This window comes from Acinetobacter haemolyticus CIP 64.3 = MTCC 9819 (genome assembly GCF_000369065.1).
GTDB classification, from domain to species: domain Bacteria; phylum Pseudomonadota; class Gammaproteobacteria; order Pseudomonadales; family Moraxellaceae; genus Acinetobacter; species Acinetobacter haemolyticus.
In genome coordinates, this window is sequence record NZ_KB849799.1 from 193852 (window position 1) to 211762 (window position 17911).

Genomic DNA, 17911 nt, shown 5'->3' on the forward strand with positions numbered 1-17911 from the left:
GCGATTAACATCATGGAATAGGCGGTTTGAAGAGTAGTTGCAGTAACAACAATTAGACCAGTTAAGATGAGAATTAGAAAGAATCAAGGAGAATGATTCAATGCAACACGTACGGTTAAGCTACGCCTCTGGACCAAGTTCGCAGCCTTTAATTGGGATGACGATTGGAGAAAAATTCGACCAAGCATGCCAGCAATACGCTGAGCGAGAAGCAATCGTAAGTTCACATCAGAATAGACGATTAAGCTACAAAGAGTTGCAAGATGAAGTAAATGCTTTTGCTTGTAGCTTGCTTCAGCTTGGGGTGAAAAAAGGCGATCGACTCGGTATTTGGTCACCGAACTGTGTCGAATGGACAATCACTCAGTTTGCAGCATTTAAAGCAGGGATCATTTTAGTCAATCTAAATCCCGCCTATAAAAGCCATGAACTCGAATATGTGTTAAATAAAGTTTCTTGCAAAGGATTGATTATCGCATCGCAGTTTAAAACCACAGATTATCAAGAGCTTCTGACACGCATAGCACCTGAAATTGATTTCTGTACCAATAAACAAATCCATTCAGAACGTCTGCCTTTCTTAAAGTTTGTGATCAAAATTGATGAAAAACAGCATACAGGTATTCATCGTTTCAGTGATCTGGTCGTCCCCCCAACACAACAACAACTCGATCAATTACAGTTAGCAACGCAACAGTTGCAGTTTGATGAAACCATTAATATCCAATTTACATCAGGTACAACAGGCAATCCTAAAGGCACGATGCTCACCCATCATAACATTTTGAATAATGGTTATTTTGTAGGAGAGGGTATTCGTTTAACGCCACAAGATAAAGTGTGTATATCAGTACCTTTATTCCACTGTTTCGGTATGGTCATGGGAAATCTAGCCTGTATCACACATGGTTCTACGATGGTGTATCCATCAGCAGTGTTTAATCCACTTGAAACACTAAAGACAATTCACAACGAACGTTGTACAGCAGCATACGGCGTACCAACCATGTTCATCGCCATCTTAGAGCATGAACAGTTTAACGAGTTTGATCTCTCCAGTTTACGCACAGGGATCATGGCGGGAAGCCCATGCCCACGTGAAATTATGCAGCGTGTGATTGATCGCATGCATATGTCAGAAATTACGATTTGTTATGGCATGACTGAGACTTCACCTGTAAGTGTACAAAGCTCAGTGAGTGACACCATTGATAAACGCGTCAGTACGGTTGGACATGTTCATCCTCATGTAGAAATTAAAATTGTTGATCTCGAAGGGCAAATTGTTCCTCAAGGCACATTAGGTGAACTATGTGTTCGAGGTTACTCTGTGATGGCTGGATATTGGGGCGAAGAAGAAAAAACTCGTGAAGTGATTGATAACGCTGGCTGGATGCATACTGGTGATATTGCGGAGATGGATGCAGAGGGCTTCGTCAAAATCAAAGGTCGTATCAAAGATGTGGTGATTCGCGGTGGTGAAAATCTATTTCCAAAAGAAATAGAAGACTTCTTGTACACCCATCCTGCGATCTGTGATGTACAAGTGATTGGTCTACCTGATACACGTTATGGTGAGGAGCTATGCGCCTGCATTATTTTGCATGAACACCACCAGACCAATGAAGAAAGTATCCGTAATTTCTGTAAAGAGCATATCTCACATAATAAAGTGCCTCGTTATGTCAAATTCTTTAATGAATTTCCTATGACCGCATCAGGTAAGGCCCAGAAGTTTAAGTTACAGGAAATTATGCGCGCTGAACTGAATCTAACGGGGACTGTATTCGACTAAATGATGTTTTACATCAAGTAGAAAAAGCAGCATTTTAAAGTTGCAAAGGCAAAGGATCAGGACGCATGGCAAAAGATTTCAGCAGTCCAAAAGTGGTTGAAGAATACGATCAGCATATCCGTAAATTAATACCAGGATATGAAATCATTCATCAACAAGTAGATGCGATTTTACAGTCTACCTTAAAACCAGATGCTCATATCCTGATTGTGGGATGTGGGACGGGCTATGAGCTGGAATATCTACTAAACAGACATCCAGGCTGGAAATTTACAGCGCTTGATCCTTCCTTAGCCATGCTTGAGAAAGCACAGGCGAGAGTCAATCAATTGAATAAGTGCGCACAAGTTGAATTTGTGCATGGTGACACTTCACATTTACCTGATCAAATTTGTTTTGATGCAGCACTGACAATTTTAGTGGCGCATTTTATTGCTGATGAAAACAAGCCTACTTTTTTTACAGAGATCCATGATCATTTAAAAGAAAATGGAATCTTACTGACCTATGATTTGATGACCTGTACAGACCCTCAGCAATTTCAAGCTTTACGTTATGTCTGCTTGGCACAAGGTTTGACTGAAGCACAATGTCAGAAAATGTTAGAACGAATGGAAAGCGATTTTTTCACTGTTTCATTTGATGAATATCAGGAATTACTTCACCGCACAGGTTTTATGAATGTGTCTTCATATAGCCAAATTTTAATGTATCAAGGATTGATCGCGCAGAAAAAGAAACGTCATGCGTTTTCTGCACAAGCATCCTAAGCATGGACTAAATCTATGAAGGAATAAAGATGAGTACGCAAACTTAAACCTAGCATCTAATTTTTACCAAATGGTTAATTAACAGTGGTTTATCTCACCACTGCGAGCTCCCTTTGTCTTTTAAAAAGTAGGAATTTCAAAATATCAGCATATCCATAGGAGGTGGAATTTAAATAAAACCAACAGTTAAAGCTTTAAAACAAGAAATGCGATGCAGTGCAACTAACTGCAAAGGATATAACGCAAACAAATAGTGATCTTAAAGGATATTTAGGGTCAAAAAAGAAGGAAACTTATTTTAATGAAAAAGTTAAAATTGACGGTACAAAAAAGCATATTGGCGCTGTCTGTTGTTGCCGCTATGCCTTCTGTATATGCGGCTTCCGAACGTGATGAAGTTGCACAATTACGGCAAGAAGTACAAGAATTAAGAGCAATGCTACAACATTATGTTCAGCAACCTGCATCAACCCAATCCACAACACAAGCCAAGGCAACAATTTCATCAAGCCCACAAGCATCACAGTTGAAACTAAAATCTGGTGCAGAAGTGAGTCTATATGGTTATATCCGTGCCGATGCGTCTTATCAAGCGAAAGGCGCATCCACGATGTACAACAATATCAGTGGTGTACCACTCAAGGATACAGCGGAAGCAGCACAACAAAAAGATCGTTTACATTCAACTGCCAATGTCTCACGCATAGGACTCAATTTCACCACACCAACAGCAGCAGGCGATGTAGGTGGGAAACTAGAAATGGATTTCTTTGGTGGCGCTTCACGCGATCAATTCCGTATCCGTCATGCCTATTTAACCTTTGACAAATGGCTACTGGGTCAAACATGGTCTACTTTCATTGCACCTGAATATTATCCAGAAACGATTGATGCGGCGACCTATGTGGGTGGAGCATTACAACGCTCACCATTGGTTCGTTATAGTGACAATATTACGGCCAATACCAGCTTTGCATTATCCGTTGAAGATCCTAAATACACAGCAAGCTCTGATCCTGAAAATAAAATGCGTTTACCTGCCTTTGTTGGGCGTGTAAATCATAAATTCGACAATGGTTCGATGCTGTCTGGGCGTAGTTTTGTGGCAGAGAAAAAAACTAGCAATGATGATGAATGGGCATGGGGTGTGGGTATCGGTGGAAAATATCAGTTAACGCCAACCACCTTTCTAAAAGCAGATTATAACCATATCAAAGGCGATGGACGCTTCCTGATGTGGAGCAATAGCAGTTATGCCATTGATGATCAAAACAATATACATAGCAATGAGTTTGATTCCATCTCTACAGGGATCACACATCAATTCACCTCGCAGTTCCGCTCAACCTTGGGCTACGGCTATATGAAAGCCAAAAGTGACAATACCTTCGCTCGCCTAAATAGAGACAGCTCAAATCAAAATAAAGAATTATGGCAAGGCTGGATTAATGGCATGTACAACCCGTACAAACCGATCACGCTGGGTATGGAATATGTCTACGGTGAACGTGAAACCTTTGATGGCAGTACAGGTGCAGATAACCGTATCAACATGATGGCGAGTTATGATTTTTAATATAAATAAGACCTTGAATTATATGTTTTTTCTTTAAGGTGCATTATGTCGTTTTAATAATGATTAGGAATTTATCTCATTGAGGAGATGCAGAATGACAACATCTACAGTTAATGTAAATGCAGTAATTGACGAAGCAAAGTTTACGCCTTTTCACTGGAGTATTTTACTTTGGTGTTTATTGATTATTATTTTTGATGGTTACGATCTGGTCATTTACGGTGTGGTTTTACCCTTACTGATGCAGGAGTGGTCACTTACTTCTGTGCAAGCAGGCATGCTTGCCAGTACCGCATTGTGCGGTATGATGTTCGGCGCCATGCTATTCGGTGCATTGGCAGATAAAATCGGACGCAAAAATGTAATTTTAATTTGTGTGACTTTTTTTAGTGGGTTTACTTTTTTAGGTGCGTTTGCATCTAATCCTTTTGAGTTCGGTATTTTACGATTCTTAGCTGGCTTAGGGATCGGCGGGGTAATGCCAAACCTCGTCGCACTCACCTCAGAATATGCCCCTAAACGTATTCGCAGTACCTTAGTCGGCACGATGTTTAGTGGTTATGCGATCGGCGGAATCTTGTCAGCATTAATAGGAAGCTATTTGGTTGAAAGTCAAGGATGGCAAATCATGTTTTTGATTGCAGGTATTCCTTTGCTTTTATTACCTGTAATGTGGAAATTTTTGCCTGAATCTTTAACCTTTTTGGTCAAAACGGGTAAAACTGAGCAAGCACAAAGCATTGTACAAAAAATCTCACCTCAACAAGCCATCAGCAGCAATACTCGTTTAACGCTAAATGAGGAAAATATTCCAACTGGTAGCTCAGTGAAAGGATTATTCCAACAAGGACGTGCATTCAACACACTGATGTTTTGGGTATTGTTCTTTATGTGTTTATTAATGGTCTACGCATTAAGTAGTTGGTTACCAAAACTCATGCTTGCAGCAGGGTATTCACTTGGTAAGAGTATCTTATTCTTGTTCGCTTTGAATTTTGGTGCAATGATCGGTTCAATCGGTGGCGGTATTCTCTCGGATAAATTCCATTTAAAACCAGTCATCATGGGAATGCTCATGGCTGGTGTAGTGGCACTGATCGGCTTAGGATTTAACTCTCCAGCTTATGTGTTATATGGTTTAGTAACTGTTGCAGGCGCGGCGACCATTGGTACTTCAATCCTTCTTTATAGCTATGTTGCGCAATACTATCCATTAAGCGTGCGCTCTACAGGGATCGGCTGTGCTTCTGGTGTTGGACGAATTGGTGCCATTGTGGGACCGATTTTGACAGGTATGTTATTGACCTTAAACTTACCGCATACCATGAATTTTGTGATGATTTCTATTCCAGCTATCGTTGCAATCTGCGCGATTTTAAGTTTGAAACGACATAAATTTGATGAAGAACAGCAATTGGAAGAGGTTAAAACCAATTTAACTGAATCTGGTAATGCTTAATTTAGTTTCTTGTTGATTATCTTTCAATCATTAAAGGCACATCTATTAATTGGATGTGCTTTTTTCTTTAAGTGCACATTATTTCCCACTAAATCATAATTCATTCTTGAGTATTTGATTTGTCACAGAGACGATCAAAAATCTTAGAGGTTTTAAAGATAAATATATTAAAAGATTTCAATTTTAAACAGATAAAAAAATGCACCTCTTATCTGAGATGCATTTTTGATTTTTTAAAACTTAAATTTCAATCGCTACAGCCGTTGCTTCACCGCCACCAATACATAATGCAGCAACACCTTTCTTCTTACCTAAACGTTTTAATGCATAGATCAATGAAAGGATAATACGTGAACCTGTGGCACCAATCGGATGACCTAAAGCACATGCACCACCGTGGATATTGACTTTAGCTTCATCGATACCTAACTCATCAATCGGTGCCATAGCCACCATCGCGAAAGCTTCGTTAATTTCCCATGCATCGACCTCATCAACTGACCAGCCAGCACGATCAAGCACTTTTTGAATCGCGCTAATTGGAGCAATCGTAAACTCACTTGGATGTTGCGAATGACTTGAAGTGGCAACAATTTTAGCCAAAACATTTAAATTATTTGCCTGAGCGTAGTCTTCCGTAGAAAGTACTAAAGCAGCAGCACCATCTGAGATCGAACTCGAGTTGGCTGCTGTAATCGTACCGTCTTTGCTAAAAGCAGGACGTAGCGTTGGGACTTTATCGAGATTTGCTTTGAGTGGTTGCTCATCTTGATCAATCACTTCAACACCTTTACGTGTTTTAATTTCAACAGGGACGATTTCGTCTTTGAAATATCCTTCTGTGATTGCTGTTTGAGCTTTTTTCAATGAAGAAATCGCAAAGTTATCCATTTGTTCACGGGTGAAGCCTTTGGTATTTGCCATATCCTGAGCAAATGAACCCATTAAACGCCCTGTTTCAGCATCTTCTAAACCATCCAAGAACATATGATCTTTGATTTCACCATGTCCCATACGGTAGCCACCACGTGCTTTAGGTAAGATATATGGTGCATTGGTCATAGATTCCATACCACCCGCAACCACAATATTTGAACTACCAGCTTTCAAAGCATCTGATGCCATCAATACTGCTTTCATCGCAGAACCACATAGTTTATTGATGGTCACAGCGCCAACATGATCTGGAACACCCGCTTTACGCATTGCTTGACGCGCAGGACCTTGACCAATGCCTGCACTCAATACACAGCCAAAAATCACTTCATTGACTTGCTCTGGTGCAATACCAGCACGTTGGATAGATTCACGGATTACAGCAGCGCCTAATTCTGGAGCGGTTAAACTAGAAAGGCTACCTTGAAAGCCGCCCATCACAGTGCGACTACCTGACACAATAACAATTGAACTCATTTTTATATCTCTTTAAATGTATGTCGTTATAAAACTGCTCCAGTTCAATAGACTAGAGCAGAATATCTCATCTCATTTAAGCCACTAAAGATTTATCTGAACCGTACCGGGTTTGTCGGAGACTTTTTTATTTAAGTTAGGCCACCTGACCTAACGGGTTAATCTTATCATAGTACATTGCTTCAAACTCAAAAGGCGATACATAACCCAGTGCACTGTGTACACGCTTTTTATTGAACCAATATACCCAGTTTAGTGTCGCAAGTTGTACATCTGCTAAACCTTGCCAATCTGCTTTTAAATATTCAATCACCTCTGTTTTGTATAAGCCATTCACCGTTTCAGCCAGAGCATTATCGTATGAATCACCAGTTGTACCGACTGATGCTCGTAAATTTGCAGCTTCTAAACGATTGGTATAGCGAATAGAAAGATATTGAACACCTCTATCGGAATGATGAATCACATTCTTTGGCATGCCTCGATCGTGCAATGCTTGCTCAAGTGCATCGAGCACCATATCTGTATTCATCCGTGTAGATACTTTCCATCCAACAATTGCTCGTGAGAACACATCAATAACAAATGCGGTATATACCCAGCCTGAATGAGTTTGAATATACGTAAAGTCACTGACCCATAATTGGTCAGGTCGATCAGCACTAAAATTCCGTTTCACTAAATCATCTGCTCGTTTTTGATCATCTCGGCTGCGGGTAGTTTGTTTGTTCTTACCACGCCAAACACCTTGTATATCTAGCTTCTGCATCAATCGAGCAACTGTACAACGTGCAATAACATAGCCTTCACGTTTCAATTTTTGCCAGACTTTACGTACACCATATCGACCTGAACTTTCTTTCCAAATACGTTTGATTTGTTCTGCATGATGTAAATCATGCTGAGCACGTTTCGCTCGATGTTCTGGGTTATCAACGAGATCTAAAGCCCGATAATAGGTCGAAGCTGCAATCGGTAAAATTCTACAAATCGCTTCAACACCATATCGATCTTTATTGTTATGGATAAAATCCACCATTATTTGTGTGGGCGGTCGAGCTCCGCCTGGGCGAAAAAAGCGGCTGCTTTACGTAGAATTTCATTGGCACGTTTTAATTCTTTAATTTCACGTTCCATTTGCTTCATTTTTTCTTGGTCAGATATCTGTTGTACTTTGGCAGGATTTAGTTGATCCATATGCTTTAAATACCAAACACGCAATGTTTCAGGAGTACAACCAATCTTAGGTGCAATAGCTGTGATTGCTGCCCAAGTAGAAGGATAATCTTTTTCAGATTCAATTAGTAATTGAACCGCTCTTTCTCTAATTTCGGGGGTATAGTTTGGTTTTTTCATCGGAATAGTCTCTCAGAATATTGACCCTCCGACAAACCCGGTACGGTTCAATCAAAAATTAATGGCACACCTGTTACCGCACGAATTTGTTCGAGCGTTACATCTTTTGCGAGTTCAATCAGCTCAACACCTCCAGACGTAATATCCATGACACCTAAATCCGTTATTACACGATGAACAACGGCTTGACCTGTCAGTGGTAAGCTACAGTTTTTCACAATTTTAGGCGTACCATCTTTCGCACAGTGTTCCATCAGAACCACAACTTTTTGAACACCTGCAACCAAGTCCATCGCACCGCCCATGCCTTTGACTTTCTTACCTGGAATCATCCAATTGGCTAAGTCACCATGTTCAGAAACTTCCATAGCGCCTAAAATCGCAATATTGACATGACCGCCACGGATCATGGCGAAAGATTCTGAACTAGAGAAGAAAGCAGCCCCCGCACGAGCAGTAATGGTTTGCTTTCCAGCATTGATCAGATCGGCATCAAGCGTATCTTCAGTTGGGAATGCATCAATACCGAGTAAACCATTTTCAGACTGCAACCATACATTCATATTTTCTGGAATGTAATTGGCAACAAGGGTAGGTAGACCAATACCTAAGTTGACATAGAAACCATCTTCGAGTTCTTGTGCAGCACGTTGTGCCATTTCATTACGTGACCAAGCCATTTTAAACTGCCTCCATGCTTAAAGTTTTTTGTTCGATACGTTTTTCAGGTGAAGCATTCAAAATAATGCGATTCACATAAATCCCTGGTAAATGGATTTCATCTGGATCTAATTCACCAATCTCAACGATTTGCTCCACCTCAGCGATGGTAATTTTCCCAGCCATTGCACATTCAGGATTAAAGTTCTGCGCCGTCTTACGGAATATTAAATTTCCTGCTTTATCTGCTTTATAGGCTTTAATAAGAGAAACATCAGCAGTAAGCGATTCTTCTAAAATATAGTTTTTTCCTTTGAAATTACGCTGTTCTTTGCCTTCAGCAATTAGAGTACCAACACCTGTTTGAGTATAAAATGCAGGAATGCCAGCACCACCAGCACGTAACTTCTCAGCCAATGTCCCTTGTGGGGTAAGTTCTACCTCAAGTTCACCATTTAGATATTGACGTTCAAATTCTTTATTTTCACCCACATAAGATGAGATCATTTTTTTGATCTGTTTAGTTTGTAATAAAATACCTAGACCAAAATCATCCACACCTGCATTGTTCGAAATACACGTCAGACCTGTTACACCGCTTTCTTTAACCGCCACAATGAGCTGTTCAGGAATTCCACATAACCCAAAACCGCCCACGGCAAGGGTTTGGTGATCAGTAACCACATCTTTGATTGCAGCTTCAGCGCTGGCATATACCTTATTCATTCTATTATTGTCCTATTGTCCCTTAGTGATTTAGTTTTAGCATTAGGACTAAGCGTATAGAAGTTGATTTTTCTCAAGGATTAATGAGTTAAATTAATAAATTGATTTTTTTGGATAAATTTTATTCGCAAACAAAGAATAATTAATAAAGCTAAACATTTGAAAATATTTGCAATAAAAATATTTATTTGAGAGTGGGAAATATAAAACCAATTTCAATAATGAGTTATTTAAAATTTATACCTTTTCAATGACTGAATAAATTGTGCCGAAATATGTGATATTTCAAAATTCTTTTTATAGACGATACCAACCGTTTTGTGGATTGTCCCATCTTCCAGTTCAAGCAATACATTCTCGGTTAAATCAATATGTTTAGCAAAATGACGTGGAATCGCGCTTACCCCAATACCGTGCGCAACAAAACTGGATAATGAAGAAATCTGATGGCATTCGATTTTCAAATCCAAAGTCATATTGTTGCGTAAACAATTTTGCTCAACTAGGTGACGAACAATTGATGGCTTTTGTAAGGTAATAAAAGGATTAGCAAACAATTGTTGCCACGTAATACGCGCTTTGTCTGCTAAGGGATGATTTTTAGGAAGTAAGGCGAGAAAGTCTTCATCAAACAAAGGAACAAACTCTAAGCCTTCGGTCAGTTCTGGTTCAAAACAAATGCCTAACTCAAAGATACCATCTTGAACTTTTTCGATAATGGTTTCATTTGGAATATCGTGGATCGAGAAATTAAGATTTGGATGCTCAGATAAAAAAGAATGAATCACATCGGGCAAGATCGCATGGGTAAAGAAGGGCATCGAGGCGATACTCAGCGTACCGCGATTTAACTTAAATCGCTGTTTAACGTCATTTTCCATTTCATCCCAATTCGCCAGTAGTTTTTTTGCGTAGGGAATAAGAGATTTACCTTCTTGAGTCAATTCAACACGGCGCGTGTTGCGATTAAAGAGTTTACCGCCGAGTTCTTCCTCTAAACTTTTGATACTCAAACTTAAAGCAGATTGGCTCAAATGAAGCTCTAGTGAAGCATTGGCGTAATTTAAAGTACGTGCAAGTGCCAAAAATGCCTTTAACTGCTTAAGTGTCATCTCTTTCCCTGAGTGAAGTTGTTGAATAGCTCTAATTTATCGTAAAAATCAGCTAAATGTTATTTTAGACATTATTTTTCAAAGAAAAGTTGATCTATACAGTAAATAAAAACTCCCACCATTAAAAAATAGGGGAGTTTAGTTCAAAGATTAGAGAATTATACTTTTAGTTTTTTAAGCCCACGGCTCACACCATTTTGTAATGCGAATTTAACGATCAGACCAATAAATGGCACACGCCCTTTAAAGCTAATCGTATAGTCCAAACGACTGCGATTATTGCCCAGATCAGTAAACTTCATCACGCCGCGATGCGCTTTGATTGGCGCGATACCACTGGTAATTGCGTATTCAATGAGTTCATTTTCTTTATACACCAAATTTGTTTCGACAAATGAAGGCGTCAGTGGAATAGATAGCTTACGTGCTGAGCCAACCCCATTACGTGTATCTTGACCATCGCTCAAACGAGTCACTTTTGCTGGAGCGAAAAGTTTATTCAAATTTTCATGTTCACTGAGAATCGCAAATACCTTCTCGACAGGTGCATTGAACTCTTGAGTGATATTGACTTGTTGCATTTTTAGCATATCAATTCCTTTTTTTTATTTGACATAGCATATTGTCATTTTCGAAATATTAGCATGTTTTCATTCAATCTGGCATTTTCTTTGTCGGAATATCGAGCACATTAAAAAATCAGAGATATGTAAGCGAATATGCTTGTTCAATCCAATAAAATTGTGAATACTCATGCCACAAAGTTGAAGCTATAAAATTATCTTTTTTGGGGTTAAGCAATACTGTGAAAACTTTTCCATTTTCTCGTTTACAAAGCGCATTATTAGCCGTAGGTTCATTTTCTTACCTCGGATTTAGTTCAACAACAGCATATGCGGAACAAGAAAATGAGATACAACGTCTCCCAACAATTACAGTTACAGCTGAGCAAAATGCCAATCACCAGAACAGCGTAAATTTATCTGGTTTTGCTGAGCAAACCATTGCCAAAATCCCTGCATCAATCAATATTATTAATGCCGACCTTATTGCAGATCAACACGCAAAAACGCTAAAAGATATTGTAAAAAATGATGCAGCGGTCGGCGAGGGCTACGCACCTATTGGCTATTATTCCAACTTTGTGATGCGTGGTTTTGCGCTCAATCTAGGATCAAGTTATCTACTCAATGGTAACGTGTTGAGAGGCGAACAAAACGTAGCGCTAGAAAATAAAGAACAAGTAGAAATCTTAAAAGGTATTAGCGCGATTCAAAGTGGTATGTCTACACCCGGCGGAGTTGTTAACTATGTGACTAAACGACCAAAAGACATTCGTTCAGTTACGCTAGAAACAGATAGTCAGGGTGGTTATCGTGTCGCAACAGATATCGGTGATATGCTGGGTGAAAATCAACAATTTGGCTATCGAATCAATTTAGCGCATGAAGAGATTCATCCATATGTTGAACATACCAATGGAAAGCGTTTATTTGGTTCAGTTGCTCTGGATTGGCAGATTTCTGATGATTCAAAGCTTGAGTTCGATATTGAATCACAACGCCAACGTCAGCGCTCGGTACCAGGCTATCAATTATTAGATGGGAAAACTGTACCGACTAATGTGGAATGGGATCGTTTACTGGGTTATCAAAGCTGGAGTAAACCCGTTACTAATGAGAGCCTGAATACGAGTTTAAAATATACGCATCGTCTCAATGATGATTGGACAGCAAACTTATCTGCTTCGGAAAGCCGTGTGGCCGTTGATGACTATTCAGCATTTCCATGGGGTTGTTATAGTGAGATTTGTGAATTTACAGGTTTAGGCAATACCTTTGATAAGAATGGTAACTACGATATTTATGATTTCCGCAGCCCAGATGATAGTTATTTAACAAATCAGTTTAAAACAGGGTTAAACGGCAAGTTCGCAACAGGGACATGGCAACATAGCTTAAATATCGAGTTATCTCATACCTATAAACGACGTGCACAATATGATGCAATCAATGAACTCGTCGGCACAGGCAACATCTATAACAATACAGTGAACTATGCGCCTACAGATGTAGCCTTAGGCAATCGATATAAATCTCTAGATAGTCAGCAAACCGCATTAAATCTACTAGACCAAATCCGTTTTAATGACTCATGGTCTGTACTCATGGGAGGAAAAATCCTTTCTTTAGATGAAAAGGCTTATGATGCAGCGGCGAATAAGATTCGTGATACAGATTTAAATCGATTCTTGCCACAATTTGCAGTGATGTATCAACCTTGGGAAAATACGCAAGTTTATACATCATTTAGCAAAGGTCTAAGTGATGGTGGACAAGCGCCGTGGTATGCATTCGGTAATGAAGAAAAAGGAATTGTCGGGAATGCATTTGAAACACTTGCCCCAATCAAATCCACCCAATATGAAGTGGGCATCAAACATCAATTACCATCTATGTTGCTTACAGCAGCAATATTTAATCTAGAGCAAGACCATCAATATACCAATGCTGATAATTATTACTTAACTGATGGCAAACAACATAACATAGGCTTAGAACTAGGCCTGCAAGGTAAGATAACTGAAAATTTCGATATAACCTCAACTTTGGCACTGACGCGTTCACGCTTAAAAGAGATCAGTGTCTCTGAATATCAAGGTCATCAAACCCAAAATGTTCCGGAAGTACGTTTTGCAAGTTATTTATCGTATCAATTGCCACAAGTGGAAGGCTTAAGACTACTGGCTGGTATGCAATACAGTTCAAGTAAATATGCTAATAAAATAGGCAGCGTAAAAGTTCCAAGCTACACAGTTTTTAATGCTGGTACTGCCTACAATTTCAAAGCTAATGGCTATGAAAATACGTTGAGATTCAATGTTGATAATCTATTCAATAAAAAATATTGGAGAGATGCAGGAAGCTTCTTTGGGGATGATTATTTGTTCCTAGGCGCTCCACGAACCGCACAGTTGTCTTGGAATGTAAATTTTTAATTTAAAATGGCTTGGCATATCCCATTTATGCTTAGGATCGACGTTTATGAAACAATCCCCACAAAAAATTTCTATGTTATTTATATCAGCATTATTTTCTATGGACGTATTATCTAACGAACCAATTTATCCAATTGAAAAGAAAAATTTACTAGGTTTTGTAAATTACACAGGTGATATTGTCGTTAAGCGGTTTTGTTGCACAAAGATTTGAAATGCAAAGCGCCCCTAATTGAGCCAAATTTAAGGCGTAACTTGGGTAAGTGGTCGACCTAATTCCGTAAACCTGTTGAGGACTGCTACACGTGCATGAATTTCATTCACCTGACTAGGAAAGCTTCTTGCCATTAATTTATCGCCTAATAATTTAATGCAATGCATCTTGGTTTCCACCAAACTTCGTCGATGATAGCCTGACCATTTTTTCCATAGTCTCCTGCCTAAACGTTTAACTGTTCGAAGTAATTCATTTCGTTCTAGCGAGCTGATCTTTGTATCTTTCCATGGTTTCGCATTTTTTCTAGGTGGAATCACCGCATGCGCTTGCCGATCTGCAATGACCTGACGGCATTGCTTGGTGTCATAAGCTCCATCGGTATAAACAGAGTCAATCTGCTCATCTTGTGGAATCTGATCGAGTAAATCACCAAGCACTTGTGAATCACTGACATTATTTGTAGTGAGTTGAATAGCGCGTATTTGAAGGGTTTCAGCATCTATACCAATATGTAGTTTACGCCATTGGCGACGATATTCAGGTCCATGTTTCTTGCGTTTCCATTCGCCCTCACCTAGAAACTTCATGCCTGTAGAGTCTATGAGTAGATGCAGCCCATCGCTACTTTTTTGGTAGCTGATTGCAATATCAATATGCTTTTGTCTTCTACAAAGCGTACTGTAATCTGGTGCGGTCCAATTTAATCCACAAAGTTTAATCAGACTTTGCACAAAGCCAGTGACCATACGTAAAGATAGACGGAATAAGGATTTAATCATTAAGCAGCATTGGATAGCTGCGTCGGAGTAGGTTTGATTTCGCCCTTGTTTGCCTTTTGATGGAGCATACCATTGCGTAGCAGGATCAAACCAAATGGCAATATTTCCGCGACTCATGAGTGCTCGGTTATATGCGGGCCAATTGGTTGTGCGGTAGATTTTGTGTGTAGGCTTCTTCATTTGAAAATTATATCGCTGAAAAAGCTTTTACAGATAGGTTTGTGCAACAAAGCCGTTTTGGATCAAGTTAAGCACTGGTGATGCACCGAGAGCTGTTAATTGTTGAATATCCGCAATAATAATTTCTCTTGCTAAATTACCATTTTCTGAAAGTTGCAATGCTAAAAGCTCGTCAACAGAAACCTCTGTAATATTCTCTTTTATCTCAAGTTTTCCTATGATCTCTTGAAAATCACCAACTAAGTTTCTATACCAACAAATTGCATTACTTTCTCCTTGAAAATTAGAATCAATAAGCTCAGAAAAAGTAGAAACCACACTAATTTGCTTGTGACCAGAAAAACTATTCTTCATTTAAGTGATAAATTCATAAGTAAATAGGAGGCTAATCATACACTTTTCTTTAATTGCTTGAGTGCTCTTAGATGAGATCGAATAAAGTAATTTTGAATCAAATATATGCATATTTAACAAATAGAATTGAGCAAAATTATGCTCATGAAATCATGTAACAAATATTTTTGAGCAAATATATTCACAAAAAACAATTTTTATAGTATTTTTGAGAAAATAATTGCTCATTTACATCAATGAAAAAATTAACAATACAGGCTTTACTCGACCAGAATTGGTTAGATATCGCTGAACTTAAACTATTAGAACCTAAACTTGGCTCGGCAAGCGCCAGTGAATTGGTCTACGAGTTAGAATACGCAATCCAAAATCTGGACAAGCGAGATGAACATGCATGTAGTCTCTCACTTCCTGTACAAATACTTATAAACCATGAATCTAGCTCATGGTTTGGTTTTTTGGATGATATTGTTCCTTCAGGTGCAGCACGCCGTTATTGGGTCAATTTTTTAGGCTTACAACGACTCACTTATGCTGAGCAAGATAGTATTTTATTGGAAAAGGGTGGAATTGCGCCCGTAGGAAACTTGAGAATTAAAGAAGCAGTTCCGCCCATAAATCCTGACTCTACTTTACATTTACGCTATTTTAGTCAAAATGATGTTGCCGATCGAAATGTTGATTTTCTTGAATATGCTCAACAAATGGGCGCCATTAGTGGTGGCGCAACAGGAGCGGGTGGTGAAGCTCCCAAGTTACTGATTCGCGCGACAAAAGATCAAAATATTTGGATTGACACCTATCAACAAAACTTTGATCAACCTGATCAACACTATTTAGTTAAATTTCCTCGAAATAATCGTAGTGAGATCGACTGCAATATTCTCAGAGCGGAATACTATTACTATCAAGAACTAAAAGAGTTAGGCTTCAATACCATTGAAACAACAGAAATGAAGCTGATCGAAGGTGAAAAATATCCATCATTATGGTTGCCAAGATTTGATGTGGAATGGCGCAATCAATGTTGGCAACGTCATGGTCTAGAATCTGTTTATTCAGTATTAAATAAGGCTTCAGGAAGTCATCTTAATCATTTTGAAGTAATAGAAAACCTATGTGATTTGCTGACTGTGATTGATTCCAATTTTGATTCCGCACAATTCATTTGTGAATGGTTACAAAGAGACTTGCTCAATATTATTTTTGGCAATTCTGATAATCACGGGCGAAATACCTCATTTCTAAAAAAATCTGGAAAAATTTCGCTTGCTCCAATTTATGATTTTGCACCAATGAAAGCTGATCCAGAAGTCGTGACAAGATCAACGACATGGGGAAGTCCTTATGAAGAAGGAGGAGAGTATCGTTGGGAGCAAACTACCCAAAAACTTGCACATTTATGCGATCCAAATTTGTCTATGAAGACATTAAAATCATTAGCAAACAATCTTGTTGGGCTAAAACAACGGTTAATTGATAAAGGTGTCTCAAAACAGATTATGGAGATGCCAGCACTTTCATTCGATTATGTTGAAGCTAAATTAGAAAGATGGGAACTATTATGAATATAAAAAATCAGCCTCAAGATCGCCAGCAAGTTCTTATTGATCTATATATGCAGTACTTATTGAATGAAATTACCTTGGGGCAATTATTGGCGTATTTGCGAAAAAATATACTTGGCATGTCTCAGGAACAATATGCGAATTTGGTCGGTGTAAGCCGTCGGACATTAACGGACATAGAACAAGACAAAGGAAAACTCACACAATCTGTCCTAGATAAAGTATTTAAGCCACTCGGATTACAAGCAGGTCTTGTACCGACGCATGAGCATATTGTGAGGAAGATTATTAAAGAAGGATAGAGATTTTGATGAATCATTATTATAAATAAAAATATATTTATTAAATTTAATAATTTATACAGATATTTTTTCAAAAAACAGTTAATTAAGTTCATGAACTAACGCTTCTAATTTTCAAGAATGGAAAATCAATAAAAATTTCTTATTGACCTTCCATTCTAATAAAAGATATCATTCTTGAATGATCATTCCATAATGGTAGTTTCAAATGAGACCAAAGGAGTTTGAGCAAGATGTAATAGCAGAAGCTGCTATGAAAGTATTTTGGCAGAAAGGATATGCTGGTACGAGTATTCAGGATCTAGTTGAAGGGACTGGTCTTGGTAGAGGCAGTCTTTATAACACTTTTGGAAGCAAATATGGACTTTATGAATTTTCTCTCTGTACACGACAAATTTCATAGGATCCTTGTCCTATCAGGCTTTTTCTTTCTTAAAATTGCTAGCACTTTCTTAAATTCTTCTTTTTTTCCAAAACCAATCAAACGTAGAATAGCCATTTGAACATAGTCCAAACCGTAGCGAAATAAACTTACTGAAAGTCGTCCATGCTTCTTTATTTTTATCGCTTTTTTCCGATCATGTTGCCATTCACCTGTTAAATAGCACCAACAGAAACCGATAGCTAGCACTGCTATCAATTTCTT

15 protein-coding genes, 3 pseudogenes and 1 other annotated feature are annotated in these 17911 nt (G+C 38.7%); of the genes and pseudogenes, 9 read left to right on the plus strand and 9 right to left on the minus strand.

From position 1 onward, the window contains the following. Window positions 1–100 precede the first annotated feature (100 nt). The 4 genes from F927_RS01010 to F927_RS01025 all read left to right on the plus strand — a co-directional run bounded on the left by F927_RS01010 (window position 101) and on the right by F927_RS01025 (window position 5600). Window positions 101–1795 (plus strand): AMP-binding protein, encoded by a 1695-nt coding sequence (locus F927_RS01010; protein ID WP_005080691.1) that lies wholly within the window; start codon window positions 101–103, stop codon window positions 1793–1795. 65 nt (window positions 1796–1860) lie between these two features. Further along, a complete protein-coding gene (locus F927_RS01015) occupies window positions 1861–2565 on the plus strand; it encodes a class I SAM-dependent methyltransferase (RefSeq protein WP_005080694.1) in 705 nt (234 codons plus the stop codon). Window positions 2566–2866: 301 nt separating this feature from the next. Beyond that, complete coding sequence (locus F927_RS01020) at window positions 2867–4141, plus strand: DcaP family trimeric outer membrane transporter (protein ID WP_005080697.1); 1275 nt, start codon at window positions 2867–2869, stop codon at window positions 4139–4141. Between the two features lie 94 nt (window positions 4142–4235). Next, window positions 4236–5600, plus strand: a complete 1365-nt coding sequence (locus F927_RS01025) for an MFS transporter (RefSeq protein ID WP_005080698.1) — start codon at window positions 4236–4238, stop codon at window positions 5598–5600. Window positions 5601–5840: 240 nt separating this feature from the next. Here the strand turns inward: F927_RS01025 and F927_RS01030 are convergent, their stop codons facing one another. From F927_RS01030 to F927_RS01060, 6 genes are all read right to left on the minus strand, one after another. Continuing rightward, entirely contained in the window at window positions 5841–7013 is a 1173-nt protein-coding gene (locus F927_RS01030; RefSeq protein ID WP_005080701.1) for a thiolase family protein, read from the minus strand. Window positions 7014–7149: 136 nt separating this feature from the next. Beyond that, window positions 7150–8369, minus strand: a protein-coding gene (locus tag F927_RS01035; RefSeq protein ID WP_111841927.1) for an IS3 family transposase whose coding sequence is annotated in 2 segments (ribosomal slippage) — window positions 7150–8093 and window positions 8093–8369 — 1221 coding nt in all. Because the reading frame shifts where the segments join, the coding sequence is not laid out codon by codon here. Then, window positions 7978–8094: a sequence feature (AL1L pseudoknot), on the minus strand. Its footprint overlaps the gene before it by 117 nt. 47 nt (window positions 8370–8416) lie before the next feature. Next, a complete protein-coding gene (locus tag F927_RS01045; RefSeq protein WP_005080705.1) occupies window positions 8417–9049 on the minus strand; it encodes a CoA transferase subunit B in 633 nt (210 codons plus the stop codon). A 1-nt stretch (window position 9050) separates the two neighbouring features. After that, complete coding sequence (locus tag F927_RS01050; protein WP_005080707.1) at window positions 9051–9755, minus strand: CoA transferase subunit A; 705 nt, start codon at window positions 9753–9755, stop codon at window positions 9051–9053. A gap of 230 nt (window positions 9756–9985) precedes the next feature. Continuing rightward, window positions 9986–10867 carry a LysR family transcriptional regulator gene (locus F927_RS01055; RefSeq protein WP_004639155.1) on the minus strand — a complete coding sequence of 294 codons (882 nt, stop codon included), beginning with the start codon at window positions 10865–10867 and terminating at the stop codon, window positions 9986–9988. Window positions 10868–11025: 158 nt separating this feature from the next. Then, a complete protein-coding gene (locus F927_RS01060) occupies window positions 11026–11457 on the minus strand; it encodes an SRPBCC family protein (RefSeq protein ID WP_005080709.1) in 432 nt (143 codons plus the stop codon). A gap of 215 nt (window positions 11458–11672) precedes the next feature. Here F927_RS01060 and F927_RS01065 point away from each other — a divergent pair, with 215 nt between their 5' ends. Together F927_RS01065 and F927_RS17150 are read left to right on the plus strand one after the other, a co-directional pair. Beyond that, window positions 11673–13865: a TonB-dependent siderophore receptor gene (locus tag F927_RS01065; protein ID WP_005080711.1), complete on the plus strand. Its 2193-nt coding sequence runs from the start codon at window positions 11673–11675 to the stop codon at window positions 13863–13865. Between the two features lie 46 nt (window positions 13866–13911). Further along, entirely contained in the window at window positions 13912–14079 is a 168-nt protein-coding gene (locus F927_RS17150) for a hypothetical protein (protein ID WP_005080713.1), read from the plus strand. Between the two features lie 29 nt (window positions 14080–14108). Here F927_RS17150 and F927_RS01070 read toward each other — a convergent pair whose 3' ends face one another. Then, on the minus strand, window positions 14109–15041 hold the full coding sequence (locus F927_RS01070) for an IS5-like element IS17 family transposase (protein ID WP_020846310.1): 933 nt from the start codon (window positions 15039–15041) through the stop codon (window positions 14109–14111). A 54-nt stretch (window positions 15042–15095) separates the two neighbouring features. Further along, window positions 15096–15395, minus strand: a pseudogene (locus F927_RS01075) (DUF1826 domain-containing protein); the annotation flags it as partial. A 236-nt stretch (window positions 15396–15631) separates the two neighbouring features. Between F927_RS01075 and F927_RS01080 the strand changes: the two are divergent. The 3 genes and pseudogenes from F927_RS01080 to F927_RS01090 form a co-directional block, all read left to right on the plus strand. Next, window positions 15632–16963 (plus strand): type II toxin-antitoxin system HipA family toxin, encoded by a 1332-nt coding sequence (locus F927_RS01080; protein WP_005080718.1) that lies wholly within the window; start codon window positions 15632–15634, stop codon window positions 16961–16963. Next, entirely contained in the window at window positions 16960–17265 is a 306-nt protein-coding gene (locus F927_RS01085; RefSeq protein ID WP_005080719.1) for a helix-turn-helix domain-containing protein, read from the plus strand. Before F927_RS01080 ends, F927_RS01085 begins: the two co-directional genes overlap by 4 nt. A 208-nt stretch (window positions 17266–17473) precedes the next feature. Then, window positions 17474–17647 (plus strand): annotated as a pseudogene (locus F927_RS01090) (TetR/AcrR family transcriptional regulator); the annotation flags it as partial. Window positions 17648–17662: 15 nt separating this feature from the next. Here the strand turns inward: F927_RS01090 and F927_RS17310 are convergent. After that, window positions 17663–17911 (minus strand): annotated as a pseudogene (locus F927_RS17310) (IS4-like element ISAba33 family transposase); the annotation flags it as partial.

What these genes read in the sequence shown, in the direction of transcription:
- F927_RS01010 (WP_005080691.1), top strand. Translation starts at nt 101, where the DNA reads ATGCAACACGTACGGTTAAGCTACGCCTCTGGACCAAGTTCGCAGCCT.
- F927_RS01015 (WP_005080694.1), top strand. Translation starts at nt 1,861, where the DNA reads ATGGCAAAAGATTTCAGCAGTCCAAAAGTGGTTGAAGAATACGATCAG.
- F927_RS01020 (WP_005080697.1), top strand. Translation starts at nt 2,867, where the DNA reads ATGAAAAAGTTAAAATTGACGGTACAAAAAAGCATATTGGCGCTGTCT.
- F927_RS01025 (WP_005080698.1), top strand. Translation starts at nt 4,236, where the DNA reads ATGACAACATCTACAGTTAATGTAAATGCAGTAATTGACGAAGCAAAG.
- F927_RS01030 (WP_005080701.1), bottom strand. Translation starts at nt 7,013, where the DNA reads ATGAGTTCAATTGTTATTGTGTCAGGTAGTCGCACTGTGATGGGCGGC.
- F927_RS01045 (WP_005080705.1), bottom strand. Translation starts at nt 9,049, where the DNA reads ATGGCTTGGTCACGTAATGAAATGGCACAACGTGCTGCACAAGAACTC.
- F927_RS01050 (WP_005080707.1), bottom strand. Translation starts at nt 9,755, where the DNA reads ATGAATAAGGTATATGCCAGCGCTGAAGCTGCAATCAAAGATGTGGTT.
- F927_RS01055 (WP_004639155.1), bottom strand. Translation starts at nt 10,867, where the DNA reads ATGACACTTAAGCAGTTAAAGGCATTTTTGGCACTTGCACGTACTTTA.
- F927_RS01060 (WP_005080709.1), bottom strand. Translation starts at nt 11,457, where the DNA reads ATGCTAAAAATGCAACAAGTCAATATCACTCAAGAGTTCAATGCACCT.
- F927_RS17150 (WP_005080713.1), top strand. Translation starts at nt 13,912, where the DNA reads ATGAAACAATCCCCACAAAAAATTTCTATGTTATTTATATCAGCATTA.
- F927_RS01070 (WP_020846310.1), bottom strand. Translation starts at nt 15,041, where the DNA reads ATGAAGAAGCCTACACACAAAATCTACCGCACAACCAATTGGCCCGCA.
- F927_RS01080 (WP_005080718.1), top strand. Translation starts at nt 15,632, where the DNA reads ATGAAAAAATTAACAATACAGGCTTTACTCGACCAGAATTGGTTAGAT.
- F927_RS01085 (WP_005080719.1), top strand. Translation starts at nt 16,960, where the DNA reads ATGAATATAAAAAATCAGCCTCAAGATCGCCAGCAAGTTCTTATTGAT.